The sequence below is a fragment of the Myxococcus sp. MISCRS1 genome, assembly GCF_026626605.1.
Classification (GTDB): Bacteria; Myxococcota; Myxococcia; order Myxococcales; family Myxococcaceae; genus Myxococcus; species Myxococcus fulvus.
The window spans coordinates 7,044,975-7,069,513 of record NZ_JAPNKB010000001.1 but is presented as its reverse complement, the minus strand read 5'-3'; the positions used below and the strand labels follow the sequence as shown (position 1 = coordinate 7,069,513).

At 71.1% G+C, this 24,539-nt stretch carries 20 protein-coding genes, 1 tRNA gene and 1 pseudogene; 12 read left to right on the top strand and 10 right to left on the bottom strand.

What is annotated here, in order from left to right; all coding sequences use genetic code 11:
* Positions 1–305 precede the first annotated feature (305 nt).
* Entirely contained in the window at positions 306–455 is a 150-nt protein-coding gene (locus OWM54_RS28145) for a hypothetical protein (protein WP_267699507.1), read from the bottom strand.
* On the opposite strand from OWM54_RS28145, the pseudogene OWM54_RS43435 reads away from it, so the two are divergent.
* A pseudogene (locus OWM54_RS43435) lies at positions 403–948 on the top strand (tyrosine-type recombinase/integrase); the annotation flags it as partial. The gene OWM54_RS28145 and the pseudogene OWM54_RS43435 sit on opposite strands and share 53 nt — an antisense overlap.
* 273 nt (positions 949–1,221) lie before the next feature.
* Here OWM54_RS43435 and OWM54_RS28140 read toward each other — a convergent pair.
* Positions 1,222–1,298, bottom strand: a tRNA-Pro gene (locus tag OWM54_RS28140).
* Between the two features lie 265 nt (positions 1,299–1,563).
* On the opposite strand from OWM54_RS28140, the gene OWM54_RS28135 reads away from it, so the two are divergent.
* Positions 1,564–1,944 carry a response regulator gene (locus OWM54_RS28135; protein ID WP_046718495.1) on the top strand — a complete coding sequence of 127 codons (381 nt, stop codon included), beginning with the start codon at positions 1,564–1,566 and terminating at the stop codon, positions 1,942–1,944.
* 9 nt (positions 1,945–1,953) lie between these two features.
* Here the strand turns inward: OWM54_RS28135 and rpe are convergent, their stop codons facing one another.
* Positions 1,954–2,610: a ribulose-phosphate 3-epimerase gene (gene rpe, locus OWM54_RS28130; protein WP_267699506.1), complete on the bottom strand. Its 657-nt coding sequence runs from the start codon at positions 2,608–2,610 to the stop codon at positions 1,954–1,956.
* A 172-nt stretch (positions 2,611–2,782) separates the two neighbouring features.
* Between rpe and OWM54_RS28125 the strand changes: the two genes are divergently transcribed.
* Entirely contained in the window at positions 2,783–4,312 is a 1,530-nt protein-coding gene (locus OWM54_RS28125; protein ID WP_223782507.1) for a GAF and HD-GYP domain-containing protein, read from the top strand.
* Positions 4,313–4,561: 249 nt separating this feature from the next.
* On the opposite strand, the gene pyk is transcribed toward OWM54_RS28125, so the two are convergent.
* The 4 genes from pyk to OWM54_RS28105 all read right to left on the bottom strand — a co-directional run bounded on the left by pyk (position 4,562) and on the right by OWM54_RS28105 (position 8,886).
* Positions 4,562–5,989, bottom strand: a complete 1,428-nt coding sequence (gene pyk / locus OWM54_RS28120; protein WP_267699505.1) for a pyruvate kinase — start codon at positions 5,987–5,989, stop codon at positions 4,562–4,564.
* Between the two features lie 101 nt (positions 5,990–6,090).
* Positions 6,091–6,957, bottom strand: coding sequence for a hypothetical protein (locus OWM54_RS28115; protein WP_223747251.1), 867 nt, complete (start codon positions 6,955–6,957; stop codon positions 6,091–6,093).
* A 154-nt stretch (positions 6,958–7,111) separates the two neighbouring features.
* Positions 7,112–8,569, bottom strand: coding sequence for an NFACT family protein (locus tag OWM54_RS28110; RefSeq protein WP_223747193.1), 1,458 nt, complete (start codon positions 8,567–8,569; stop codon positions 7,112–7,114).
* A 98-nt stretch (positions 8,570–8,667) separates the two neighbouring features.
* Complete coding sequence (locus tag OWM54_RS28105; protein WP_046716140.1) at positions 8,668–8,886, bottom strand: hypothetical protein; 219 nt, start codon at positions 8,884–8,886, stop codon at positions 8,668–8,670.
* A 363-nt stretch (positions 8,887–9,249) separates the two neighbouring features.
* Between OWM54_RS28105 and OWM54_RS28100 the strand changes: the two genes are divergently transcribed.
* The gene (locus tag OWM54_RS28100; RefSeq protein ID WP_223782509.1) at positions 9,250–10,536 is read left to right on the top strand and encodes a glycoside hydrolase family 1 protein; all 1,287 of its coding nucleotides are present in this window, start codon (positions 9,250–9,252) and stop codon (positions 10,534–10,536) included.
* Positions 10,537–10,552: 16 nt separating this feature from the next.
* Here OWM54_RS28100 and dusB read toward each other — a convergent pair whose 3' ends face one another.
* A complete protein-coding gene (gene dusB, locus OWM54_RS28095) occupies positions 10,553–11,575 on the bottom strand; it encodes a tRNA dihydrouridine synthase DusB (protein WP_267699504.1) in 1,023 nt (340 codons plus the stop codon).
* Positions 11,576–11,669: 94 nt separating this feature from the next.
* Between dusB and OWM54_RS28090 the strand changes: the two genes are divergently transcribed.
* The 6 genes from OWM54_RS28090 to OWM54_RS28065 all read left to right on the top strand — a co-directional run bounded on the left by OWM54_RS28090 (position 11,670) and on the right by OWM54_RS28065 (position 18,615).
* Positions 11,670–13,106, top strand: a complete 1,437-nt coding sequence (locus OWM54_RS28090) for a site-2 protease family protein (RefSeq protein WP_267699503.1) — start codon at positions 11,670–11,672, stop codon at positions 13,104–13,106.
* A gap of 86 nt (positions 13,107–13,192) precedes the next feature.
* Positions 13,193–14,284 carry an acyl-CoA desaturase gene (locus OWM54_RS28085; RefSeq protein ID WP_267699502.1) on the top strand — a complete coding sequence of 364 codons (1,092 nt, stop codon included), beginning with the start codon at positions 13,193–13,195 and terminating at the stop codon, positions 14,282–14,284.
* Between the two features lie 129 nt (positions 14,285–14,413).
* Positions 14,414–14,977 carry an RNA polymerase sigma factor gene (locus OWM54_RS28080; RefSeq protein ID WP_248542805.1) on the top strand — a complete coding sequence of 188 codons (564 nt, stop codon included), beginning with the start codon at positions 14,414–14,416 and terminating at the stop codon, positions 14,975–14,977.
* Positions 14,974–15,792: a DUF1109 domain-containing protein gene (locus OWM54_RS28075; protein WP_223747187.1), complete on the top strand. Its 819-nt coding sequence runs from the start codon at positions 14,974–14,976 to the stop codon at positions 15,790–15,792. The genes OWM54_RS28080 and OWM54_RS28075 overlap by 4 nt, the downstream gene beginning before the upstream one ends.
* A gap of 100 nt (positions 15,793–15,892) precedes the next feature.
* Positions 15,893–17,998: a chloride channel protein gene (locus tag OWM54_RS28070; protein WP_223747186.1), complete on the top strand. Its 2,106-nt coding sequence runs from the start codon at positions 15,893–15,895 to the stop codon at positions 17,996–17,998.
* 107 nt (positions 17,999–18,105) lie between these two features.
* Positions 18,106–18,615, top strand: a complete 510-nt coding sequence (locus OWM54_RS28065; RefSeq protein ID WP_046716146.1) for a GNAT family N-acetyltransferase — start codon at positions 18,106–18,108, stop codon at positions 18,613–18,615.
* Between the two features lie 10 nt (positions 18,616–18,625).
* Here OWM54_RS28065 and OWM54_RS28060 read toward each other — a convergent pair whose 3' ends face one another.
* Together OWM54_RS28060 and OWM54_RS28055 are read right to left on the bottom strand one after the other, a co-directional pair.
* A complete protein-coding gene (locus tag OWM54_RS28060) occupies positions 18,626–19,171 on the bottom strand; it encodes a peroxiredoxin (protein WP_267699501.1) in 546 nt (181 codons plus the stop codon).
* A 50-nt stretch (positions 19,172–19,221) separates the two neighbouring features.
* Entirely contained in the window at positions 19,222–20,505 is a 1,284-nt protein-coding gene (locus OWM54_RS28055) for an amidohydrolase family protein (protein WP_223747250.1), read from the bottom strand.
* Between the two features lie 865 nt (positions 20,506–21,370).
* On the opposite strand from OWM54_RS28055, the gene OWM54_RS28050 reads away from it, so the two are divergent.
* Together OWM54_RS28050 and OWM54_RS28045 are read left to right on the top strand one after the other, a co-directional pair.
* The gene (locus OWM54_RS28050; protein ID WP_420715386.1) at positions 21,371–23,491 is read left to right on the top strand and encodes a protein kinase domain-containing protein; all 2,121 of its coding nucleotides are present in this window, start codon (positions 21,371–21,373) and stop codon (positions 23,489–23,491) included.
* 10 nt (positions 23,492–23,501) lie between these two features.
* The gene (locus OWM54_RS28045; protein ID WP_267699499.1) at positions 23,502–24,521 is read left to right on the top strand and encodes an alpha/beta hydrolase family esterase; all 1,020 of its coding nucleotides are present in this window, start codon (positions 23,502–23,504) and stop codon (positions 24,519–24,521) included.
* Positions 24,522–24,539: the final 18 nt, after the last annotated feature.

The following is a 24,539-nucleotide window of genomic DNA, read 5'->3' as shown; positions in this document are numbered from 1 at the left end:
CGGGCCTACGCCGACGAGCTGGAGCGCAAGGCCACCCGGCAACGCCTCGGGCTTGAGGAGCTGCCCACCGACACCACGATGACGCTCGCGGAGCTGTGTGAGTGGTGGCTGAAGAACCGCTGCCCGCCGGAGCGCGAGTACAACGAGCGCAAGCGCCTCCAGCGACACGTGCTCGACTCACCGCTGGGCGCGATTCCCCTGCGGCACGTGAAGGCCGCGGACATCGAGGACCAGTTCCGCCGGATGGCGGCGGCGGGTCTGAAGCCCTCCACCATCAACGGCCTTCGCGGCACGCTGCACACCGTCTACTCCCGGGCGAGAAAGGCCGACGTGTGGACGGGGCCGAACTTGGTGAAGGACGTGGAGTCCCGGAAGGTGCACGCCACGCTGCGGGCCGAGGAGGTGCCCCTGCTGCTGCCCCACGTCCCCGACGAGTGGCGCGCGCTCTTCGCCACGGCCCTCTACACCGGCATGCGCAAGGGCGAGCTGTTCGGCCTGCGCAAGCGTGACGTGGACCTCGCCACTGGCACGCTCACCATCGCCCGCTCCTACGACAAGGAGACCACGAAGGGCGGCCACGCGGACATCATCCCCATCGCCAAGCCGCTGGTGTCCTACCTGCGCACCGCAATGGCGGCCTCGCCGGGCGAGCTGCTCTTCCCCGATGCCCAGGGCCGGATGCGCTCGCCCGAGGCGGACCCGCAGAAGGTGCTGCGCCATGCCCTGGCCCGCGCGGGACTGGTCGAGGGTTACGAGCATGTCTGCCGGCGGTGCAAGGCACAGGGCAAGCCCCACGCCGAGTGCCACCCTGATGTAACCGTACGGACCTGCTCGGCCTGCGGGATGAAGCTCTGGCCCCGGGCCCTCCCCCGGCCGATGCGCTTCCACGACCTGCGGCACACCACGGCCACGCTGCTGCTGCGCGCGGGCGTCCCCCTCCAGCACGTCCAGCGCATCCTCCGGCACCGGGACGTAAAGCTGACTGCGGACACCTACGGACACCTCGAGGTGGAGGACCTCCGCGCCGCCGTGGACACCCTGCCGGGCGCCCCAGTCATCGACGCGGAGTTCACCGTCCACCGGCCCGGGGTTACTCCCGCGCCCCACGGCTTCGCACCGCTTCGCACGGATTCCGCTACCCGGCCGCTACCACCGGGCGAGGAGCGGAAAAACGAAGGGCGCGGAACCGAGGATTTCTCCAAGGATTCCGCGCCCTTTGAATGGTCGGGGAGACAGGATTTGAACCTGCGACCCCTTGGTCCCGAACCAAGTGCTCTACCAGGCTGAGCCACTCCCCGATATGTCCGTCCGCCGGCGGGTACTCCTCGGGACCGGCGAAAGTGCGGCGGTAGTACCCGAGCCACACGGCTGAGTCAACGTCCTCGGATCACCTTTTCTTTCCCCTCCCCCACTCCCCTCCCTCCTGCGGTCCGAAAAGACCCTCGCCCCTCCCCTCGCCCTCCCTCCCCTCTTACAATTGTCCTGACATTCCGGTAGTTCCGGATATATTCACCAGTCCCCCTTGGGCCGAGAAGGCAGCTGGCCGTGCAGCTCCAAACGAACATGCCCCCCGTCGTCCTCATCTCCGATGATGAACCGCTCATCGTGTCGGCCCTCGCCCGGGAGGCGAAGCGGTCCGGCCTGACGTGCATCTCGGACACGACGTCGGAGCGCGTCCTCGAGCTGGCCCGCCTCCACCGACCCGCCGTCATCATCCTGGACATCAACCAGCACCAGGACGGGCGGGATTTGCTCGCCCAGCTCAAGCAGGACCCCGCCACCCGCGAGTGCAAGGTCATCATCCTCAGCGGCGTCGAGGACCAGTTCACCCGCCACGTCTGCTTCGAGCTCGGCGCCGACGACTACGAGGTGAAGCCCTTCGACCCCACCTTCATGACCCGCGTCGCCCGCCTCGCCACCACCGTGGCTCGCACCCGGGCCTGAACCCCGCCGTCACCCCCGGAGCGAACGGATGGCCGCCGCCCGGTCCTTCGCCCCGAAGACGTAGCTGCCCGCCACCAGCACCGTCGCCCCCGCCTCCACCACCTTCTTCGCCGTCTCGGCGTTGATGCCCCCGTCCACCTCGATGTCCGTGTCCAGCCCCCGCGCGTCCAACATCGCGCGCAGCCGGCGCACCTTGCCCACCGTGGACTCGATGAACCCCTGCCCCCCGAACCCGGGGTTCACGCTCATCAACAACACCATCTCCACGTCCCCCAGCACCTCCTCGATGGCCGACAACGGCGTGCTCGGGTTCAACACCACCGCCGGCTTCGCCCCCGCATGACGAATCTGCTGCAGCGTGCGGTGCAGGTGCGGGCTCGCCTCCACGTGCACCGTCAGCACGTCCGCCCCCGCCTTCGCGAAGGCCTCCACGTACTTCTCCGGCTCCACAATCATCAGGTGCACGTCCAACGGCTTCGTCGCCGCACGCTTGATGGCCTCCACCACCACGGGGCCAATCGTGAGGTTCGGCACGAAGCGCCCATCCATCACGTCGACGTGAATCCAATCGGCGCCCGCGGCTTCGATGTCGCGGACCTCCTCGGCCAGGCGACCGAAGTCTGAAGACAACAGCGAGGGCGAGATTCGGACAGGGCGGCGGCTCATGGGGGCGCTACATACCCCGCTCCCTTCCACCCCGACAGCGAAGGAATTCCCCGACGTCCGTTCTAAAGCAGAAAACCAAGCAGGTCGGGCCCCAGGGCGACCACCTGCCCGGGCGTGTTACAACCTTGGAATCCTGCACAACCGCAGGACACACCTCGCCCGGAGCCACCCGGTGCCCTCTTCCGCCCTCGCGCAGCAGCCGACTCCGCCGCAGCCCGACCTCACCCGCCGCCTGGCGAAGCTCACGTCCATCCTCGACGTGGCCAAGGCCATGAGCGCCGAACGGGACCTGGACCTGCTGCTGCCGCTCATCCTCTACGAGGCCACCAAGGTGGTGGAGGCGGATAGGTGCTCGCTCTTCATCCTGGACCGCGAGCGCAACGAGCTGTGGAGCAAGGTGGCCCAGGGCTCGAAGAACGAAATCCGGCTCCCCGTGGGCAGCGGCATCGCCGGACAGGTCGCCCACACCGGCACCATCATCAACATCCCCGACGCCTACGCGGACACCCGCTTCAACCGCTCGTTCGACGTCTCCAGCGGCTACCAGACGAAGACCATCCTCTGCGTCCCCATGCGCGACGCGAATGGCGACGTCACCGGCGTCATCCAGGCCCTCAACAAGCTCGGTGACCTGGCCTTCAACGCCGAGGACGAGGAGCTGCTGCTCGCCCTGGGCGCGCAGGCCGCGGGCGCCATCGAGAACGCCCTGCTCCACGAGGAGATCAACCGCCTGTTCGAGGGGTTCGTCTCCGCGTCCGTCGTCGCCATCGAGCAGCGGGACCCGACCACGGCGGGTCACTCGGGCCGCGTCGCCGACCTCACCGTGTCCCTGGCCCAGGCGCTGGAGCACCAGTCCACCGGCCCGTATACCCAGGTGCGCTTCTCCGCCACCGAGATCCAGGAGCTGCGCTACGCGTCGCTCCTGCACGACTTCGGCAAGGTCGGCGTGCGGGAGAACGTCCTCGTCAAGGCGGAGAAGCTCTATCCGCATGAGCTCGAGGTGCTGCGCGCCCGCTTCCAACTCGCCCGCAAGGATTTGCAGCTGCAGAGCTACCGGCGGCGGTTCGAGGCGGTGAAGAAGCGCGGGGACTCGGCCCTCGCGGAGATTGAAGCCGAGGAGACCGAGCGGCTCGACACGGAGCTCAAGCACCTGCACGAGGTGTTCGAGTTCGTCCTCACCTGCAACCGGCCCACGGTGCTGGCGCAGGGCGGCTTCGAGCGGCTCACGGAGCTGGGCCACCTGAACTTCCAGGACGACGCGGGCCAGACGCAGCCGCTGCTCCTGCCGCGCGAAATCCAGTCGCTCTCCATCCCCCGCGGCACCCTCTCCGCCGACGAGCGCCGCGAAATCGAGAGCCACGTCGAGCACACCTACCGCTTCCTCACCCAGATTCCGTGGACGCGCGCCCTGCGCCGCGTGCCCGAAATCGCGTACGCGCACCACGAGAAGCTCGACGGCACCGGCTACCCCCGCGCCATCCCCGAGCGCACCATCCCCGTCCAGTCGCGCATGATGTCCATCTCCGACATCTACGACGCCCTCACCGCCAGCGACCGTCCCTACAAGAAGGCCGTGCCGCACACGCTCGCGCTCGACATCCTCAAGAAGGAGACGCAGAACGGGCAGCTCGACCCCGAGCTGTTCAAGATCTTCGTCGAGGCCGAGATTCCCCGCCGCGCCCTGAAGCACGCGCCGAAGTAGCGGACCGGCTTCTCTGGCACAGCTCATTCACCAGCTCCGCCCTCGCCGAGGGCTCGGCCGTCGAAGCACGGCGTAGGAGCTCCACCCTCGCCGAGTCCAGGCCTGGCCTGGCCTGGCGGGCGACGGTTCGCTCCGGCTCCGCCCTCGTCCAGGACTCGGCCCTCGAAGCACGGCACTTCACTGACCTCAGAAAACAAATGGGGCCCGCCGCGCGAAGCAGCGAGCCCCAGGTCCTCACGGCGTCAGGCTTCAGCCGATGGTGTGCAGCCGCAGGCTGTTGATCTTCCCCGGCTGCCCCACGGGCGCGCCGTAGACGATGACGATGCGGTCACCCTTGCGACCCAGTCCGCGCGCGAGCAGCTCCTCCTCCACGCGGCGCACCATCGCCTCCGTGTCCTGGATGGGCTCGAGCACCCGCGGCACCACGCCCCACAGGAGCGCCAGTCGCCGACGGACCTCCTGGTTCGGGCTGAAGGCCACAATCGGCACGGTCGGCCGGTAGTGCGACAACAGCCGCGCCGTCACACCCGACAGCGTGAAGGCGGCAATCAGCGAAGCGTTGCTCGCCCTCGCCGCCTCGCACGCCACGCGCGCGATGACGTCCGGGAAGTGCGAGGGCACCCCCAGCGGCGAGTCGATGCGCGGCGACAGCCCCTGCACCCGCGACGAGGACTCCGCCGCCAGGATGATGCGCTCCATCATCTGCACGGACTCGATGGGGAACTTGCCGCTCGCCGTCTCGCCCGACAGCATCACCGCGTCCGCGCCGTCGAACACCGCGTTCGCCACGTCGCTCGCCTCGGCGCGCGTGGGACGCGGGTTGTCGATCATCGAGTTCAACATCTGCGTCGCCACGATGACCGGCAGGCCGCGCAGGTTCGAACGCCGGATGATGTCCTTCTGCACCGCCGGCACCTCCTCGGGCGGAATCTCCACGCCCAGGTCGCCGCGCGCCACCATCACCCCGTCCGTCTTGTCCAGGATGGCGTCCAGCCGCGCAATCGCCTCCGGCTTCTCCAGCTTGGCGATGATGGGCACCGTGCGGCCCACCTCGGCCATCGCCTGACGGGCCGTGTCCAAATCGGACGGCTGCCGCACGAACGACAGCGCGATGTAGTCCACGCCCGCCTTGATGCCGAAGACCAGGTCCTCACGGTCCTTCGGCGTCAGCGCCTCCGCGCGCACCGCCACGCCGGGCAGGTTGATGCCCTTGTTGTTCTTCAGCGTGCCGCCGTGGATGACCTCCGTCTTGATGAGCTTCTGCTTGTCCGTGTGGAGCACCTTCAGCTCCAGCAGGCCGTCATCCAACAGGATGCGGTCCCCCGGATTCACGTCCGCCGCCAGGAACGGGTACGTCGTCGACACGATGTCGTCCGTGCCCGGCACCGTCTCGTCCGTGGTGATGTGGAAGGTGCCCCCCTCCTTCAGCTCCGTGCTGCCCTGGGTGAAGCGGCCCGTGCGAATCTTCGGGCCCTGCAAATCACCCAGGATGCCCACCGCCTTGCGCACCTTCAGCGAGGCCGCGCGCAGCTTGGCGATGTTCTCCGCGTGCTGCTCGTGGCTGCCGTGGGAGAAGTTCAACCTCGCCACGTCCATGCCGTTCTCCAGCAGCGCCTCCAACATCTCCTGGCTCTGACTCGCGGGCCCGAGGGTGCAGACAATCTTCGCTCGTCGCATATGGCTCGGGAGGATGGGTGGACCTCATGGAGGCGTCAAGCACGCACCACGGGTCGCTTCGCTCGGTAAACCGGTAAATGAGCCAGCGAGCAGAAGAGCCATCAACCGCGCAACAACACGCCCAGGTTCTCCCGCTCCCAGCGCAGCGCCGCCGTGTAGTGCGGGTACGTGCGCTCGCGCTCCCGGAAGGCGCGCGGATGGTGGACGCGGCGCCCGCCCCGCCCCGTGCTCGGGAAGAGCTGATGGAGCATCTCGTGGTAGACGATGAACTCCACGAAGAAGGCCGGCACCTCGGGCCTGTCCAGCGCGGGGTGGATGCGAATCTCCCGCGTCTGATGGTCGTACACGCCCAGGCGGATGGACTTCCGACGCCGCCTTGGCGGCATGCGCCCCCAGCCGATGCGCGCCTGGATGACGTTGTCGAAAAATGTCGCGTTGACCCCGTTGTAAAGCGCCTGCAGGTCGAAACAGCGCCCCAGCGGGTTCAGGTCCGCGTCGGATTCGCGCCGCACCTGACGGATGCGCGGCTGCTGTCCCCGGATGTACTCGTCCAGCAGCACGCCCGCGGTGCGGTGGCCCCGGCCCGCGTAGTCCGCCACCGCGCGCACCACCGTCTCCGGCGCGTCCAGGAACATGTGGTGCAGGCGCAGCTGCAGCGCGTTGCCTCCCCGACGGAAGGACACCATGGTGGAGCGGTTGTCCGTCACCGCCAGCTTCACCGGCATCCCCAGCTCCGCGCTCAGCCGCCACGCGAGCGACTCCGCGCGGTTCCACATGTCCTCGCGCGTGGAGGAGACGTTGAGCATGCGCGGCGCTTCCTCGGGCACCCGGTTGCGGGGCGGAGGAGGACGGGGTGCCGGGGGCGCCAGCTGCGCCTCGAGCTCCGCGACGACGTCCGGGGCACGCGGCTCCGCGGCCGCCGCCGTGGCCCGACTGGCCGCGGAGAGGCCGCGTGGGAACAGGGACATCTGACGGAAAAACTCGGAGGTCACTCGTCGCGCATCGTACCCGCCAAGGCTCCGGACTCAAGGCCGCAGGCCCCTGCCCGCCTGCCCTCCGTCAGCCCGTCAACCGCGTCCGCCCCGAGTCCCCGGGTGATTCACACTCCGGGGGCGGCATCCGTCACGGAGCGGGCACCTCGGTGTGACGGGACTTGAGCAGTCGCTCCAGCCGCTCGGGCTCCATTCGCACCACGAAGGTCTTCTCGCGCGTGTACGTCACCTGCCCGTGCGCGCCGCCCTTCACCTTGCGCACGAACTTCACCGGCACGTAGCTCACCTCGCCCCGAGGCTCGCCCTTCGCCCCCGAGTGGTGCAGCGCCAGGTGCGCCGCGTCCAGGAGCGCCTCCTGCGCGGGCTCCTGTCCCTTCTCCAGGGGCAGCACCACGTGGCTGCCCGGCACGCCGCGCGCGTGCAGCCACAGGTGCCAGGGCCGCGCGAGCTTGAAGGTGAGCGTGTCGTTGTCCTCCGAGCCCCGGCCCACCCAGATGCGCGCGCCCGCGTGGCCCACGTACTCCTTGAAGGGCCGGCCCTCCGGCGTCGCCTCGCCGCCCGCGGAGACGTGCAGCACCTCCACCTGGGCCAACAACATCGCCTCGTCCATGCGCTCCACCTGCTCCAGCGCGGCCTGGGCGTGGGCGACCTCGCGCGCCAGCTCCGCCTCGCGGTGGCGCGCCTGCTCCACGCCGCGCAGGAGGCGCCGGTACTGGTGGAAGTGCCAGTCCGCCTCCTCCTTGGGCGTGCGCTTCGGGTCCAGCGGCACCCGGACCTCCTGGGCGCCTTCCTCCGTGTACTCGGTGAGCGTCACCTCGGTGGCGCCGCGCTTGAGGCGGAAGAGGTTCTGCGCGAGCAGCTCTCCCAGCCGGCGGTGCTTCTCCGCCTCCGGCCCGCGCGCGGCCTCCGCCCTCACCTTCTCCAGGGTGCGCGAGGAGCGCTTGAGGCGGGCGCGGTACGGCTGCGCGAGGCGACGGCGGATGGACTCGGCGCGGCTCTGCTGGTCGCGGGCGCCGAGCAGCCGCTCGGCCGCGTGGGAATAAGGGAGCACCTCTCCCTCTGTTGGCACCAGGCGGGAGGCGACCTTGAGCGCCTTCTCCAGCGCCTCGGCGGGCATGGGCTCCGGCGGTGTCCACGCAGCGCCTGGGTACAGATTGCGGCGGGGTCCGAAGCCCTCGCCCGAGAGCATCAGCACCCGGTTCTGCTCGCTCGAGAGGAGGAGCCCCCCCGGAGAGCCCAGCTCCATCACGAGGTGACGGCGCACCTCCTCGCGCTCGAAGTCGAGCCGCACCACGCGCTCGGCCTCCATGAAGCGGGCGCCGGTGAGCTTCGCGCCGGTCAGCTCGTGGCGGAGCCAGCGCTGGAAGGGGGCGGGCTCGCCCGGCGTGGGGAAGCGGGAGGTGGCGGCGGAGACGCGGGCCAGGTCTCCCTCCGCGCACAGGCACAGGAGGATGGAGCGTCCGGGGACCCGCAGCTCCAGGTAGGCCAGCCTCGGCAGGGGGCACCAGGCCTTCTGGGCCACCGCACCCGTCAGCTGACTGCCCACCTCCGCCACCACCTGTGAGAGCTCCACGGGACGCAGCGACACGGGCAACCTCCTGTCCGGACAAAAGAAAAACGGCCCGGCGGGTTTCGCCGAGCCGTTCACCGGACGTCAACCGACGTCCGCGAATGACGACCTGCTGCTCAGGACTCCGGCGTAACCGGGGCCGCCGTCGCGCTGGTCTTCTTCGCCCGGGCCGCCTTCTTACGGGCGGGGGCCTTCTTGGCGCGAGCCGCCGTCTTACGGGCGCCGCCCTTCTTGGCCGCGGCCTTCTTGGTCGCGGTCTTGCCAGCCGTCTTGCGGGTGGTCGTCTTCTTAGCCTTCGCGCTGGTCTTCTTCGCGGTCTTCTTCTTGGCGGCCATCAGAACCCTCCATGTGATTTGGCCCCAGTCAACCGGGGCCCTGCACTCTTCCTGATGAAAGTGAGTGCTTGAAGTGAATGGTACGGGCGACACACCAGTGTGTCAACGCATGGTGATGTATTGCATCGCGCGGCGAGGCCGATTTTTCGGCATCGAGCGGTGCCGAGGGCCTCGAACGGAGGTTCGCGGACACTTCGGAGGCGCATCGCCGAATCGCGCGCGAGGCCGATTTTCCGGCTCCGGACGCGACGGAGGCCTTCGCTTCCGCGCTCGCGCGGACGCACTGTCGGCTGCCGCGCAAAGGCCCGAGCGGCACGCGGCGCTTTTCGCGAGGGAGGTCGGCGTCTACGGTGCGCGGCCACGATGAGGACCCCCGAGCGCACCTTCCCCGCGGACTTCACCTTCGGCGTCGCGACGTCGGCGTACCAGGTGGAGGGCGGCATCGAGAACGACTGGGCCGAGTGGGAGCGCGCTGGAAGATTGAAGGAGCCCCACGCGCGCTGCGGGCGGGCGGTGGACCACTGGAGCCGCTACGAGGAGGACTACCGGCTGGCGACGGCGGTGGGGGCCACCGCGTTCCGCATCTCCCTGGAGTGGGCGCGAATCGAGCCTGAGCGCGGGCGCTTCGACGAGGCGGCGCTCGAGGGGTACCGGGAGCGGCTCCTCAAGATGAAGGCCCATGGCCTCACGCCGGTGGTGACGCTGCACCACTTCACCCACCCCACCTGGTTCCACCGCGAGACGCCGTGGCACCAGCCCGAGAGCGTGGAGGTCTTCCGCCGTTATTCCCGCCGGTGCGCGGCGCTGCTCGAGGGGCTGGACGCGCGGGTCATCACCTTCAACGAGCCCATGGTGCTCCTGCTGGGCGGCTACCTGCAGGGCGCCATCCCCCCGGGAATCGCCGACGGGGCGCTCACCATGAAGGCGCTGGAGAACCTGGTGCGCGCGCACGTGGTGGCCCGGCGGGAAGTGGGCGAGAGGCTGGGCCGGGTGGAGACGGGCATCTCCCAGAACATGCTGGCCTTCGCGCCGGACCGCTGGTGGAACCCGCTGGACCGCGCGCTGGTGCGGCTGGGGGGCCAGGCCTACAACCACGCCTTCCATGAGGCGCTGTCCACCGGGAAGCTGCGGGTGAACATGCCGGGGGTGGCCACCACCCGCGTGGACATCCCGGAGGCGCGCGACTCGGCGGAGTTCGTGGGGGTGAACTACTACAGCCGCGCGCACCTGCGCTTCGTGCCCCGGCCGCCGTTCATCGAGTTCAAGTACCGCGACACCCAGGGGCGGGGCCTGACGGACATCGGCTGGGAGGACTGGCCCGAGGGCTTCCTCCAGACGCTGCGCGACGTGAAGCGCTACGGCAAGCCGGTGTGGATTACGGAGAACGGCATCGACGACCGGAGCGGGACGCGCAGGCCCCAGTACCTGCACACCCACCTGGGACAGGTGCTCGCCGCGCGGGCCGAGGGCGTGGACGTGCAGGGCTACCTCTATTGGAGCCTGCTCGACAACTTCGAGTGGCTGGAGGGCTGGGGCCCGCGCTTCGGCCTCTACCACGTCGACTTCGACACGCTGGAGCGCAGGCCCACGCCCGCGTGCGACTACTTCCGGCGGGTGGCCACCGGGCGGAAGCTCGTGGCCCCGCTGTAAGAAATTCCGGGCCCGCTCAGCCGAGCGCCGCCCGGTAGTCGACGTCCTGCTCCTCCTCGGAGGTCGCGCCCGAGTTCGAGGCGCGGTCCGCGGTGGCGAAGAAGGCGCGCACCGCGTCGGCGACGGCCTCCGGTGCGTCCAGGGTATTCACCCGGGCCCGGAAGACCGCCGCGCCCACCAGGCCATGGGCGTACCAGCCCAGGTGCCGGCGGAACGAGCGCACCGCGCCGAGCGGGTCCCCCACGAAGGCCAGGTGCGCGTGGAAGTGCTCCAGCACCAGCGCGCAGCGCTCCTCGGGGGTGGGCGGCTCGCCTCCATTCAGCTCGCGAAAAATCCAAGGGTTGCCCAGGGCCGCGCGGCCAATCATCACGAAGTCGCACCCGGTGGTCTCCAGCATCCGGCGCGCGTCCTCGCAGCTCTTCACGTCGCCGTTGCCGAACAGGGGCAGCTCGGGGAAGTGGCGCTTCACGTCGGCGATGACGCTCCAGTCGGCGCTGCCCGAGTAGCCCTGCTCGCGGGTGCGAGGGTGGATGGCCAGCCCCGCGCAGCCCGCCTCCTGGAGGGCCTCCGCCATCTGGAGGTAGTTGCGGGAGCGGGCGTCCCAGCCCGAGCGAATCTTGCAGGTGACGGGCAGGCCCGAGGCCTCGCGCATGGCGCGGACGATGGCGGCGGCGCGGGGCGGGTCGGAGAGCAGCGCGCTGCCCGCGCCGTTCCTGGTCACCTTCTTCACGGGGCAGCCCATGTTGATGTCGAGCAGCTGGGCGCCGTGGGACCTGCCGACGCTGGCGGCGAGCCCCATGGCCTCCGGGTCTCCTCCATAGAGCTGGAGCGAGTAGGGCCTCTCCACCTGGGCGTCGAAGCGCAGGTACATCAAGGTCCGCTGGTTGGCCCGCATCAGGCCCTGGGAGCTGACGAGCTCGGTGGGGCACAGGGCGGCGCCCATGCGGAAGGCGAGCACCCGGTAGGGCATCTCGGACACGCCGGCCATGGGGGCGAGGACGTAGGGGTTCGCGAGCGTGAAGGGGCCGAGTCGCAGCATGGGGCCTGAGGAACCTAGCGGAATCGAAAGAACCGGTCGCGGGATGTGCGCTCCGGACTGCGCAACCGCCCTTCAACGGTTAAGGTCCGTCTCCATGTTCCGCTTTCGTCTCGGGAGCATTCCCGTCGAGGTCCACCCCAGCCACCTGCTGGTCTCCGCCATCATCGCCTACACGTCGATGCGCGCGGCCCAGAACGGCTGGCCCTTCGCCCAGGTCGCGGGGGCTCCCGCGCTGGGGCAGGCCAGCGCGATGGGGGTGTTCGTCCTTTCCTGGATGCTCATCGTCTTCGTGTCCGTGCTGGTCCACGAGCTGGGGCACGCCCTGGCCAGCCGCCTCTTCGGCTATCGGCCGAGCATCGCGCTCGTCTGGTTGGGCGGCCACACCCTGCCCACCGACACCCCCGGCCCCCTTCCTTGGAAGCGGGACGTGGTCATCACCGTGGCGGGCCCGCTGTTCGGGCTGATGCTCGGCGTGGTGTGCCTGGTGGGGTACCTGTTCCTGAGCGGGGGCTCACCCGCGCTGGACTTCTTCCTGCGCACCTTCGCGGGGGCCAACTTCATCTGGGCCATCTTCAACATGCTGCCCGTGCTGCCGCTGGACGGCGGGCGGCTGGTGAACACCCTGTCCACGCGCATCTTCGGACCGCGCCGGGGCATGGTGGTGTCCCAGGGGCTGGCCCTGCTCGTGTGCGTGGCGGTGGTGGGCTACAGCCTGAGCACCGGCTGGCTCTTCGCCGGCATCTTCTTCGCCATGTACGGCTACCAGGCGTTCCGGATGCTGACCGAGGCGCTGGGCTCCAGCGCCTCGGGCACGCTGAGCAGCGGCGCGCTGGAGAACCCGCTCGCGCAGAAGCTGCGCGAGGGGAAGTTCGCCCTGGACGCGGGGCGGATGGACGACGCGCGGCGGCTGGGGGCGCAGGTGCTGGAGGGCGGCGACGGGCTGACGGCGGAGCTGGCGAGCCATGCCCACCACCTGCTCGGCTGGGTGGCGCTGAAGGAGGGCCAGGGGCGGCAGGCGCTGGACCACTTCTCCCAGGTGCAGGGACTTCAGGTGGAGCCGCACGCGGTGGCGGCGTCCTTCTCCCTGGTGGGGGATGACGCCCGCGCCCTGGATTGGTGGAAGCAGGCCTGGCAGACGTCGTCGGACCGCACGGTGATGCACGAGTACGCCGGGACGTTGATCCGCCTGGGCCGCGCGCCGGAGGCCCTCAAGCTGCCGGGCGTGGAGCCCGCGGCGGCGTACTCCTGCGCCGAGCGCGTGCTGTTCATCCGGGGCGCGTACTCGGAGGCCGCGGCGGTGGGCGAGGCGGCGCTGGAGCACGCGCCGAGCGCGAGCATCGCGTACGACGCCGCGTGTGCCCATGCCCGGGCGCGCAACGTCACGGACGCGATGCGCATGCTGCGGCGCGCCAGCGAGCTGGGCTTCCGGGACGCGGCGTATGCGGCGTCCGACTCGGACCTGACGGCGCTGCACGGCCAGCCCGCTTTCGAGGAGTGGTTGACGGAGCTGAAGCAATCCGTCGCCTCCTGACAGAGGCATGACAGGAGGGGGTGTTGATGCGGGATGAGGCTGCGCACCTTCGGGTCCGCCGCCTTCCTTCCGCTCACGAGGCTCCCTTGCAGACATCCTCTCCTGCCGCGGCTCCAGCGGACGACGAGCGACTGAACTGGCTGTCGTCCATCCCGTTCTTCGGCGTCCACGTCATGTGCCTCTTCGCCTTCGTCGTGGGGGCGAAGCCGGTGGACCTGGCGGTGTGTGTGGGGCTGTACATCGTCCGCATGTGGGGAATCACGGCGGGCTACCACCGCTACTTCTCCCACCGGGCCTTCAAGACGGGGCGCGTCTTCCAGTTCATCCTGGCGCTGGTGGGCAGCACGTCCACGCAGAAGGGTGTCCTCTGGTGGGCGGCCAACCACCGCCACCACCACCGGTACTCGGACCAGGGGGAGGACATCCACTCGCCCGTGCAGAAGGGCTTCTGGTTCAGCCACGTGGGTTGGATTCTCTGCGACAAGTACGGCAAGACGCGCATGGAGGGCATCAAGGACTTCGCGCGCTTCCCGGAGCTGGTGTGGCTCAACCGCTTCCACCTGGTGCCGTCGATTGCGCTGGCCGTGGCGCTCTACTTCATCGGCGGGTTCTCCATGCTGGTGTGGGGCTACTTCGTGAGCACCACCCTCTTGTGGCACGGGACGTTCACCATCAACTCCCTGAGCCACATCTTCGGCAAGCGCCGGTACAAGACGACGGACACCAGCCGGAACAACTGGCTGCTCGCGCTCATCACCCTGGGCGAGGGCTGGCACAACAACCACCACTACCACCAGAACACGGCCAACCAGGGCTGGTTCTGGTGGGAGGTGGACCTCAGCTACTACTCGCTGAAGGTGCTCTCCTGGTTCAAGGTGGTGGAGGGCCTGCGGCTGCCGTCGGAGGCGACGAAGTACTCGTACCTCAAGTACACGGCCGAGGAGCGCGCCGAGCTGGCCGCGCCCACGAGCTTCTTCGGCGCGGGTGGGGCTCGCGCGCAGCTGGTCGCCGCGAAGTCCGCCGCGGAGGCGCAGCTGGTCGCCGCGAGGTCCGCGGCGGAGGCCCAGCTCCTCGCCGCGAAGATGGCCGCCGAGGGCAAGGTGCGCGAGGCGCTGGCCGCCGCCGCGGACCACCTGCCCTCCTCCGCACCCACACCCGAGCCGCTGCTCAAGCCGTGAGCGGCAGCCCGGCGGCGCGCCTTGCTTCCGGGTCCACCGTGACGGGATAGAGTGCGCCGGTCCGTGGCTCCGCCTCCGCCTCCGCCGATGAAACCCGCCTCAGCGCCCGCGCGTACCGCAGAGGACCCGGTGCGCGCCTGTGTCGCCGCCGACCCCGACGAGGTGCTGATGGCGCGGTTCTGCGAGGGACATCCCCCGGCGTTCGACGCGCTCTTCCAGCGCCACGCGGGGCCGGTGCGCGGCTACCTCACCCGACTGACGGGCAGCGAGGCCACGGCCGAGGACCTGGTGCAGCACACCTTCATGTCCCTGGTGCGCTCGCGAGGGCGCTTCCAGCCAGGCTCGCGCTTCAAACCGTGGCTGTACGCCATCGCCACCAACGCCGCACGGGACTTCCAGCGCCGGGGACGCCGGCCCGAGGAGCTGACGCCCGAGGGCGAGCTGCCCGTGGTCGCCGACGAGCGCACCGGCCCGCGCGACGTGGGCCTGGAGCGAGCCGTGCGGCAGGCGCTGGACCAGCTCCCCGAAGGACAGCGCATCCCCATCCTGCTGCACCGCTTCGAGGGGATGGGCTTCGCCGAAATCGCCGACACCCTGGGCCTCACCGAGAGCGCGGTGAAGGTGCGGGCCCACCGGGGCTATGCGCGGCTGCGCGAGCTGCTCACGGCCCTGCGCACGGAGACGATGGAATGACGCCGGAGTGTTCTCGGGTGATGGACCGCCTGGGCGAGATGCTGCCCCCGGAGCTGGAGTCCCACGTGGCGACCTGCGCGGACTGCCGGGCGATGACGGGGGGCTTCGACCTGATGGGGGCGCCTGGCAAGCTTTCCCACCCCCTCGCGCGAGAGGTGCTGGCGCCGTCCACCGAGCGGCTCGCGAGCGAGGGCGCGTCCCTGGATGCGGCCCACAGCTTCGCGTACGAGGCGCTGGCCCGGCGGCCCCGGGCCCGGCCCTGGTGGCACGAGCTGCTGCTGCTCCTGGGGGTGCACGGCGCCATCGCGATGACGGCGTTGGCCGTGCTGGCCCACGGGGCCTGGGTGGCGAACCGGGCCGACGTGCCCGTCATCGTGGGCGTGGGGCTGCTGCTCACCGCGCTCCTGTCCTCCGGGGCCTATGTCGCCCTGGCGCCTCATCGCAGGACGGTGCCCTGGGGTGGCGTCATCGCGGTGATGCTCTCGGTGGGCGCCACCGTGGTGCTGTCGGGCTCCGGGGTGCGGACGGCTCCGCTCATGGCGGGCATCCTCGGCTGCGCGGGTACCGAGCTGGCGGTGACCGCCGTGCCGCTCGCCTTCACGCTGGTGCTGCTGTGTCGCTCCGCGTACCACCCGGTGCGCGCGCTCGCCGCCGGACTGTCGGCCGGAGGGGTCAGCCTGCTGGTGCTCCACCTGCACTGCGCCGACGGGACGACGCCTCACCTGCTCGCCGGGCACGTGGTCCCCTGGCTGGCGCTCGGGGGCATCACCCTGTTGCTGCGCGCCCTGCTGCCCACCCGCAGCCACGCGCCCTAGGCCGCCTGCTCCTCCCTCGCTCGGAGCCGTGCCCAGGTTCCGACAGGCCCTTCACGAACGTTGAAGCATCCGCGTTCGCGATGGGTTAGTGGGAGGACCAATGAATGCCGATGAACCTCCGCCCGGGACGTCCTCCCAGCGCGCGTTGTGGGCGCGGGCGCGAGCACACCTGAGCCGTCTGATACACGCGACCTTGCAGGCCTCCAACCGCCTGCGCCTGCCCGGCCCCTCGGTGCTGCCGGTGGCGGGCGCGGTGGTGGGCCTCTACAGCGGACTGGCCGCTGGAATCTTCGCCAACCTCATCGGCCTGGTGACGGGCCTGACGTTCGGCACGGCCGAGCTGGCGCACACGCTGCGCCGCAGCCAGCTCTTGACGCTGTGGGAGGCGTTCGCCTCCGCGCGGTGGCATCCGGAGTACGCCATCGTCGGAGCGCCGCTGGCGCTGGGCGGGCTGCTGCTCGCGCGGGTCATCGAGCCGGGGGGCCCTCGCGACGAGGTGAAGCGACGGCTGCGGCTGCTCGCCCTGCTGACGTTGGGCGCGCTGTCGCTCTACTACCCGCTGGTGGCGCTGGCCGCGCTCAACAGCGTCTTCGGCCACTCGCACTCGCTGGCGGACGCGATTCCGCACCTGCCCTGGTGGCTGATGCTGCTGGCGCCCACGCTGGGCGGCATGGCGGTGGGGCGGCTGCTGCGCGACAGGCCGGAGACGCATGGCCACGGCGTGCCGGAGGTGGTGCGCGCGGTGAAGAGCGGCGCCAACGTGGTGCCGGCGGACCGGGGCCTGTTGAAGCTGGTGGCGTCCGCCATCACCATCGGCTCGGGTGGCTCGGCCGGACGCGAGGGGCCCATCGTGTACGGCGGCGCGGCGTTCGCCTCCAGCGTGGGGCGCGTCCTGGGCTTCAGCCGGCGGGAGTTGTCCATCCTCCTGGCGTGCGGCGCGGGCGCGGGCATCTCCGCGTCCTTCAACGCGCCCATCGCCGGCGCGGTGTTCGCGATGGAGATCATCCTCCGCGAGTTCGAGCTGCGCGTCTTCTCCCCCATCATCCTGGCCAGCGTGGCGGGCACCCTGGTGAGCCAGGGCGTGCTGGGCGAGGCGCCCATGCTGCGGCAGGTGCCGTACGAGCTGGTGAGCGGCTCGGAGGTGCTGGCGTACGCGGCGCTGGGCATCGGCTGTGGCCTGTTGGCCTTCGCCTTCGTGCGGCTCCTGCACGGGGTGGAGCACTTCTTCCACGGACGGATGCCGGGCACCCTGTCGCCGTGGCTGGGCCGCAAGTCGCTGCCGTTCCGCGCGGGCCTGGGCGGGCTGTGCGCGGGCGTGCTCGCGTTCATCAGCCCCACGGTGTGGGGCAGCGGGCACGACTACATCAACCTGGCGGCGGTGGGGAAGCTGCCCTTCTTCTTCCTCGTGACGGCGTGCCTGCTCAAGCTCGTGGCCACCGCGGTCACCATCGGCTCGGGCGGCTCGGGCGGCACCTTCTTCCCGGCGGCCGTCATCGGCGCCATGGCGGGCGGGGCCTTCGGCACGCTGGTGCACTACTTCTTCCCGGCCAGCACCGGCCCCAGCGGGGCGTACGCGCTGGTGGGCATGGGCGGCGCGGTGGCGGCGCTCAACCGCGGCCCGCTCACCGGGATGATGATGCTGTACGAGCTGAGCGGGAACCACGACATCATCCTCCCGCTGATGGTGACGTGCACCATCGCCTCCGCGCTGTGCCACTACCTCATCGAGCGCAAGGCGGCGAAGGTCCTGAGCGACGCGGACCTCTTGGAGAGCACCCACGTGCAGACGCTGATGGAGCACGTGGCCCCCGTGCCCGCGGGGCTGCCGGTGCGTCCGCTGGCGGACCTGCTGCTCACGTCCGAGACGGGCGCGCTGCCGGTGTTGGACACGGCGGGCGAGGTGTACGGCATCGTCCAGGTGGAGCAGCTGCGCGAGGTGTGGCGCGACGAGTCCGTCTACCCGCTGCTGGTGGCCAGTGACTTGTCGCGCAAGCTGCCGGTGCTCACGCCGGAGACGGACCTGGCGCAAGCGCTGCGGCTGATGGACCAGGAGGACGTGGACGCGCTGCCCGTCGCGGCGCCCACGGGCATCGCCACCCGGGGGCTGCTCACCCGCGCGGCGGTGCGTCGCTTCCTCTTCGCCCAGCACGCCCGGCACCACGCGCGCGGTGACGCGCCCGTCGGCGCGTCCGAAGTCACGCACTGACGCTGACCCCGAGCCGGGGGTCAGTGTCACCCCACGAAAGAGCCCGCGTGGCGAGGGTGGTCGCCACGCGGGGGATGGGACATGCTGCGCCCCTTCCGGAGGCGTCCTTGGAGCTACGCCGCGCGACCCCAGCCGAGCATCCGCTGCTGCGCAACCTGTACCCGCTCTATCTGCACGACTTGAGCGAGTTCGGGGTCGGCTACCGCCTGGACGAGCAGGGCCACTGGGCACCCAACTACCTGCCGACGTGGCTGGCGCCGTCGTCGGAGGTCCACCCGCTGCTCCTGCGCTGGGAGGGCCGCACGGTGGGCTTCGCCTTCGTGGCCCAGGCGCCCTTCCCGTACATGACGCCGGGGCGCGACTTCCGGATGAGCGAGTTCTTCATCCTGCGCGGCGAGCGGGGCTACGGCCTGGGCCGGCGCGCCGCCGTCGCCGTGTTCGAGCGCTTCCGCGGGCTGTGGGAGGTGTCCCAGCTGCCCGCCAACCACGCGGCCACGTCCTTCTGGCGCAAGGTCATCCGCGAGTACACGCAGGGGCGGTTCGAGGACACCTTCGTGGACGACTCGCCCGCGCAGATGTTCGACAACCGCGAGCTGCCGCCGCGCTCCGGACGCTGAAGCGCGGGCGCTACGGCTTGGGCTTCGCCTCGGGCGCCGGCGTGGCGGGAGCGGGCTCCTTCGCGGCGGGCTGGGCCTGGGAGCAGGAGGTGATGGCGCCCGACGGGTCGATGGCGTCGCCCCCCGCGTCCACCTTGAGCACCTTGCGCCCCTCGCCCACGACGAAGGTGTAGCGCTTGGACACCGTCACCAGGGGCATCTTCACGTCGTAGGACTCGACGACCTTGCCCTCCGGGTCGGGGATGAAGGGGAACGGCGCCGCGAGCTCCGCCTTGAAGCGCTTGAGCGTCTCCGCGTCGTCCGTGCTGAAGGCGAGCACGCGCCCCTGCAGCTTCTCGATTTCGGCGTGCCGGGCGGTGAAGGCCTTGAGCTGTTTGGTGCACCCGCCCGTGAAGGCCTTGGGGAAGAAGGCGACGATGACGGGGCCCTGCTTCACCATCTCCGACAGGATGTAGACCTTGCCGTCGGTGTCCTTCACCGTGAAGTCCGGGGCGGTGTCCCCCACGGCGGGGATGGCGGCGCTGAGCAGGCCTGCGAGCAGTACGGGAGCGAGCATGCCTCGGATAAGAGCGGACCCGTCACTCCCGGGCAAGCGACCCCGAGGGCCTACGTCGTCTCACCCATCCGCGCCCACACCGCCGCCGCGGCCTCGCGCGCCTGCTCCGCCACCACCGAGGGGTTCACCGACAAGGGCCGGCGCGCCCACATGCGCCACACCCCGTCCACCATCACCGCCTCCACGTGGCGGCTGCCCAGGCCGAACACCACGTGCCACGCCAGGTTCTCCGCCGTCAGCGGCGTGGCGGGCAGGTAGTCGAGCACCAGCAGGTCCGCGAGCGCGCCCTCGCGCATGGAGCCCATGGGCACGCCGAAGTGCGCGGACGCCAGCCGGTGGCCGTTGGCCAGGTAGCGCAGCACGTCGATGACCTGCCCCGCCTCGCGCGAGCGCAGGTACGCCGCCTGGGCCTCCGCGAAGAGGTCCGCGGACACGCCATCCGCGCCCAGCGTGGCGCGCGCGCCGAACTTCAGCGCCGGCGCGTAGCCCACCTCCAGGCCCTGGTTGGCGCGCGGCGTGTGCACCATCCACGCGCCCGTCGCAATCACCTGCGCCAGGTCCGCCCACGCCAGGTGCCCCACGTGCGCCAGCTGGCTGCGCGGCGACAACAGCCCCGCGGCCAGGAGCCGGGGCACCGGCGAGTCACCGTGTCGCTCGTTGGACAGTCGCTCGTCGAGCGGGTCCTCGGCCAGGGGGAGGTGCAGGCCGGTGTTGGCGGTCTTCACAGCCTCGGTCAGTCCCTGGAGCGCGTCGGGGCCCAGCGTGAAGCAGGGGCCCGCGCCCACCTGTCCGCGAAAGCGCCCCTGCGCCTTCTGCGCGAAGCCCACCGTCTCCTCCAGGCCCTCCTCGCGGCCCACCGCGCCGTTGCGGTCCGACACGGCGTAGGCCAGCACGCCGCGCACGCCGACCTCGTGGAGTCCGCGCGCCAGGCGCACCAGCGAGCCGGAGACCGCGCTCGGGGAGGAGTGGAGGTTGACCACCGTGGTGGTGCCGCACTGGAGCGCCTCCAGGCCGCCCGCGCAGGCGGCGACCTGGACGGCGTCCAGGTCCAGCGCGTCCTCGTAGGGCCAGAGCACCTTCTCCAGGCTGTCCTGGTACGTCTCCATCGCCTTGCGCGGCATGCCCCGTCCGAGCACGGCGTGCAGCCGGTGGTGCGCGCTCACCAGGCCCGGGAAGACGAGCTTGCCGGAGAGGGCCACCACCTCGTCGTCCGGCTGGGGCGCCAGGTCCGGCCCTCGCGCGACGATGCGCTCGCCCTCGATGCGCAGGTCCACGCGCTCCACCACCGCGGGCTCCAACTCGACGACGTAACCACCCTTGAGGACGGTTCCCAACATCCCTCCGAACGAAGAACGAAGCGCGGCAGCGGGCCCGGACGTTAGCACTCTCACTCCCTCATCGCGCGAGCGAGCAGATGGGGCGCCCACACCCCGCGTAAGGCACACCGCACCACCCGCGACGTCGGACGTGGTGGCCCTCATTGAGCTCGGGCGCGGGGTCCGTCACACCCCGGCGCACACCTCGAGGTGGGAGTGGTGATGGAGGCGCGTCGCACGAACACACCAGGGCACATGGTTCGCGCCGCCGGGCATCGCGCCCTCCAGGCTTGGTCGAGCTTCGTCCTGACGAGACGGGGCCCCCTGTCGAGCGTCGCATCGCCCACCTCGTTCGAGCCTCACCCACCCATCGGCGCTCCGGTGGCGAGCCCCCAAGTGATGAGCGCTTCTCGGCGGGGCATGCCTCTCCGACGAGGTGGGCCCCCGCGGAGCGCCTCCTCCGACAGCGAGCTCCGCCCAGGCCCTGCGGGCCAGCCTCGCCCGGAAGAACGAGCGCTCCCATGCGACGAGGCGGGGCCCTGGACTGGCACGTGTCGGCAGATCGCCGCCCAGGCGCCCACGAGGCCCGAGCCCAGGTCACCGATGGACACTTTGCCGACGCGCACGAACGTCGTGGAGAGGACGTGTCCCGCGAGGCCCTCGCCACGTGGAAACCCCGTGCTCCCACGCGGACCGCGTCAGCCTCCAGGACGGGAGCGCCGGGCGAGCGGGCCCGGACGAGACCGAGCGGGCATGCCCCCTCGAACTTCTGAGGGGGCACGAAGACAGGCTCTCCACATAGACTGGCGCCATCTTGGAGTCGGGTCCGAACACCTATTGGGTCGGTCGCTACCGTCTGTCCGCGCGCATCGCGACGGGCGGCATGGCGGAGGTCTACCTGGGGCGGCGCTTCGAGGATGACGGGCAGCGCGGGCCCGCCGTCGCGGTGAAGCGGCTGATGCCCCACCTCGCCTCGGACCGGCGTGTGGTGCAGATGTTCCTCAACGAGGCGCGCATCACCGCGCAGGTGCGCCACCCCAACGTCGTCGCCATCCTCGAATTGGGCATGGAGGGCACCGAGCCCTTCATCGCGATGGAGCTGCTCGAGGGACGCTCGTTCGCGGAGCTGCGCCAGGAGGCCGCCGAGCGCGGCCAGCGCGTCCCCCTGGGCATCACCCTGCGCGTGCTCGTGGAGGCCTGCCGCGGCCTGGACGCCGCGCACCGGGCCGTGGACGAGGCGGGCCGGCCCCTGCGCATCGTCCACCGCGACTTCACGCCGGACAACATCCACGTCGGCGTCAACGGCGCGGTGAAGGTCATCGACTTCGGCATCGCCAAGGCGGACGCGCTCGGCGCGGGCACCGAGCCCGGCGTGCTCAAGGGCAAGTTCTTCTACATGTCGCCGGAGATGATTTCCGGCAAGCCCGTGGACCACCGCGCGGACCTCTTCGCCGCGGGCGTCATGTTGTACGAGCAGCTGTGTGGCCGCAGGCCCTTCACCGGCATGACGGCCGAGGAGGTCCTGGGCCGCATCGCCGAGGGCCGCGTCCGTCCGCCCACCGGCTTCGACCCGTCCGTCCCCGGCGCGCTGGAGCTGGTGTGCCTCACCGCGCTCCAGAGGGACCCGGCCGCGCGGTTCGACAGCCTCGAGTCCTTCATCGACGCCATCGAGGCCATCGGCGGCCCCGCCGAGGTCGCCTCCGCGGAGGAGGTCGCCGCCTACGTCGACACCCTCTTCCCGCCGGAGAAGGACCCCAAGCGCCAGGCCCTCCGACGCGCGCGCATGGCGGACCCATCCCATGGCGGCACGCCGCCGGGCCCGCGCCGCTACGAGCCCCACGTGGCTCCCCACGCCGCCATGACGGTGCCCACGGGATGGCCCGTGCTGCCGGATGTGGGCGCCACGGTCCACGACGAGACCTTCCCCGAGCCCGCGCGCACGGCGACCGTCGAGCCCGTCGCTCCGCAGGTCGTGAAGCCCGCGCGCGTCCCCTCTCCGACGGACTCGACGCCGCCCACGCGCGGCACGCCTTCCGGCATCGGCGAGGGCGGACCCTCGCGCCGTGGGGGCTCGCGCGTGGCGGCCATCCTGGCCGGGGCGCTCGGGCTGGCGGCGCTCGGGGGCGGAGGTGTCTGGTACCTGAAGCGCGCGGAGGCGGCGCCCCAGGAGCGGCTGGCGAAGGCGACGGCCGCGGACACGGCGGCCGAGAAGAAGGCGCTGCTCTCCGGGCTGGGCACCGACGTGCGCGCCACGGCAGAGGAGCTGGCCCAGGCGGGCGCGCTGCTCGTCGACGCGGGGGCCTTCCCCGAGGTGGCCGAGCTGGCGGAGTCCTTCACCACGCGCTTTCCCAAGGAGCTGGAGGCGCACCTGCTCGCGGCCCGCGCGGCGACGGAGCTCAACCGCGGCAAGCGGGCCGAGCGCGCGTTGGATGAGGCGCTCGCGCTGGCGCCCAAGGATTTGCGCCCCGCGCTGATGCTGGCGGACCTGCGCGAGCGACAGGGCGACCTGCCGGGCGCGGTGGCGGCGCTGGCGAAGGCGTACGTGCTGAAGCCGGGCTCGCCGAAGGTCGCGCCCCGCTTCGGGCGGATGCTGTCGCAGAGCGGACGGCTGGACGAGGCGGCCTCGGTGCTGTCGGCCTGGACCCGCGAGCGGGACGACGCGGTCAGCCTGGCGGAGCTGGGCTTCGTGCGCTTCCGGCAGGAGCGCGTGGACGAGGCCGCGGCGCTGCTCAGGCGCGCGCTGCGCAAGGACGGCCGGCTGGCCGTAGCGCACTACTACCTGGGGGCCGTCCTCTTCCGACAGGGCGACAGCGCGGGGGCCGAGCGCGCCTATCGGGAGGCGGACAAGCTGGCGCCGGAGGACCCTCGGGCCCTGGCCGCACGTTGTCAGCTCCACGCTCACGGTGGCAACGCGGTGGCGGTGGCCGAGGTGAAGCGTACGCTGGAGGAACGATTCCCCGACCGCGCGACGCGGCTCGCGGCGGAGTGCCAGGCGGGGAATTAGCTTCCCCTCCATGCACCGCGGCCCCTTCCTGGCACTGCTCTTCCTGACGGCTCCCGGCTGTTCCTCGTCCCCCGACACCTTGCCGGAGCCCCAGGCGCCGCCGGACGCGGGCACGCCCATGCCGGAGCCCCAGGTGCCGGACCGCGCAGCCTGCCAGGGACTGTCCGCAGGCCCCGGTACCCACGACTGGACAGTGACCCACGACGGACGGGAGCGCGCCTATCGGGTGCACGTGCCCCCGGGTTACGACGCCACCCGCCCCACGCCCACCGTGGTCGCCTTCCACGGCTATGGCTCCCACCCGGAGCAGCTGGAGCGGCAGACGGGGCTGTCCACGCTCGCCGACACCGAGGGCTTCCTCGTCGTGTACCCGCGCGGGCTCAGCGCCCAGGAGCTCAACGGCGGCCCGCCGCCTCCGCCGCAGGACAACACCCGGGGTTGGAACGGGGGCGCGTGCTGCGGCTCGTCCCAGCTATCCCAGGTGGACGACGTGGGCTTCGTGGACGCGATGATGGCGGACCTGGACACGCACGTGTGCGTGGACCCCCGGCGCACGTTCGCCACGGGTTTCTCCAACGGGGGCTTCTTCTCGTACCGGCTGGCCTGTGAGCGCGCGGGACGCTTCGCCGCCGTCGCCCCCGTGTCCGGCATGGCGCCCTCGAGCGGGTGCGCGCCGTCCCGGCCCGTGCCGGTGCTGCACATCCACGGCACGGAGGACACCGTCATCCTCTACGAGGGGGGCAGCAACATCCCCTTCGGTCGCCCCTACCCCTCCGCGCGGGACTCGGTGCGCAGCCAGGCGGAGCGCAACGGCTGCGGTGGGCCGGAGCAGCAGACGTATCAGCGGGGCAACAGCACCTGCGTGGCGTTCACCGGATGTGCTCCGGAGAGCGCCACCGCGTCGCTGTGCACCGTGCAGGGTGGAAACCACACGTGGCCCGGCAGCCCCGTCAGCTCGGGCAACCCCACACGCGACCTGGACGCCTCGCTCGAGGCCTGGCGCTTCTTCCAGGGCCGGCCGCGCCCCTGACGCACAGGAGACTTCTTC

Coding starts and splice junctions, on each gene's coding strand:
- OWM54_RS28135 (WP_046718495.1), top strand. CDS start 1,564: ATGCCCCCCGTCGTCCTCATCTCCGATGATGAACCGCTCATCGTGTCG.
- rpe (WP_267699506.1), bottom strand. CDS start 2,610: ATGAGCCGCCGCCCTGTCCGAATCTCGCCCTCGCTGTTGTCTTCAGAC.
- pyk (WP_267699505.1), bottom strand. CDS start 5,989: ATGCGACGAGCGAAGATTGTCTGCACCCTCGGGCCCGCGAGTCAGAGC.
- OWM54_RS28115 (WP_223747251.1), bottom strand. CDS start 6,957: ATGTCCCTGTTCCCACGCGGCCTCTCCGCGGCCAGTCGGGCCACGGCG.
- OWM54_RS28105 (WP_046716140.1), bottom strand. CDS start 8,886: ATGGCCGCCAAGAAGAAGACCGCGAAGAAGACCAGCGCGAAGGCTAAG.
- OWM54_RS28100 (WP_223782509.1), top strand. CDS start 9,250: ATGAGGACCCCCGAGCGCACCTTCCCCGCGGACTTCACCTTCGGCGTC.
- dusB (WP_267699504.1), bottom strand. CDS start 11,575: ATGCTGCGACTCGGCCCCTTCACGCTCGCGAACCCCTACGTCCTCGCC.
- OWM54_RS28090 (WP_267699503.1), top strand. CDS start 11,670: ATGTTCCGCTTTCGTCTCGGGAGCATTCCCGTCGAGGTCCACCCCAGC.
- OWM54_RS28075 (WP_223747187.1), top strand. CDS start 14,974: ATGACGCCGGAGTGTTCTCGGGTGATGGACCGCCTGGGCGAGATGCTG.
- OWM54_RS28070 (WP_223747186.1), top strand. CDS start 15,893: ATGAATGCCGATGAACCTCCGCCCGGGACGTCCTCCCAGCGCGCGTTG.
- OWM54_RS28060 (WP_267699501.1), bottom strand. CDS start 19,171: ATGCTCGCTCCCGTACTGCTCGCAGGCCTGCTCAGCGCCGCCATCCCC.
- OWM54_RS28050 (WP_420715386.1), top strand. CDS start 21,371: ATGGCGGAGGTCTACCTGGGGCGGCGCTTCGAGGATGACGGGCAGCGC.
- OWM54_RS28045 (WP_267699499.1), top strand. CDS start 23,502: ATGCACCGCGGCCCCTTCCTGGCACTGCTCTTCCTGACGGCTCCCGGC.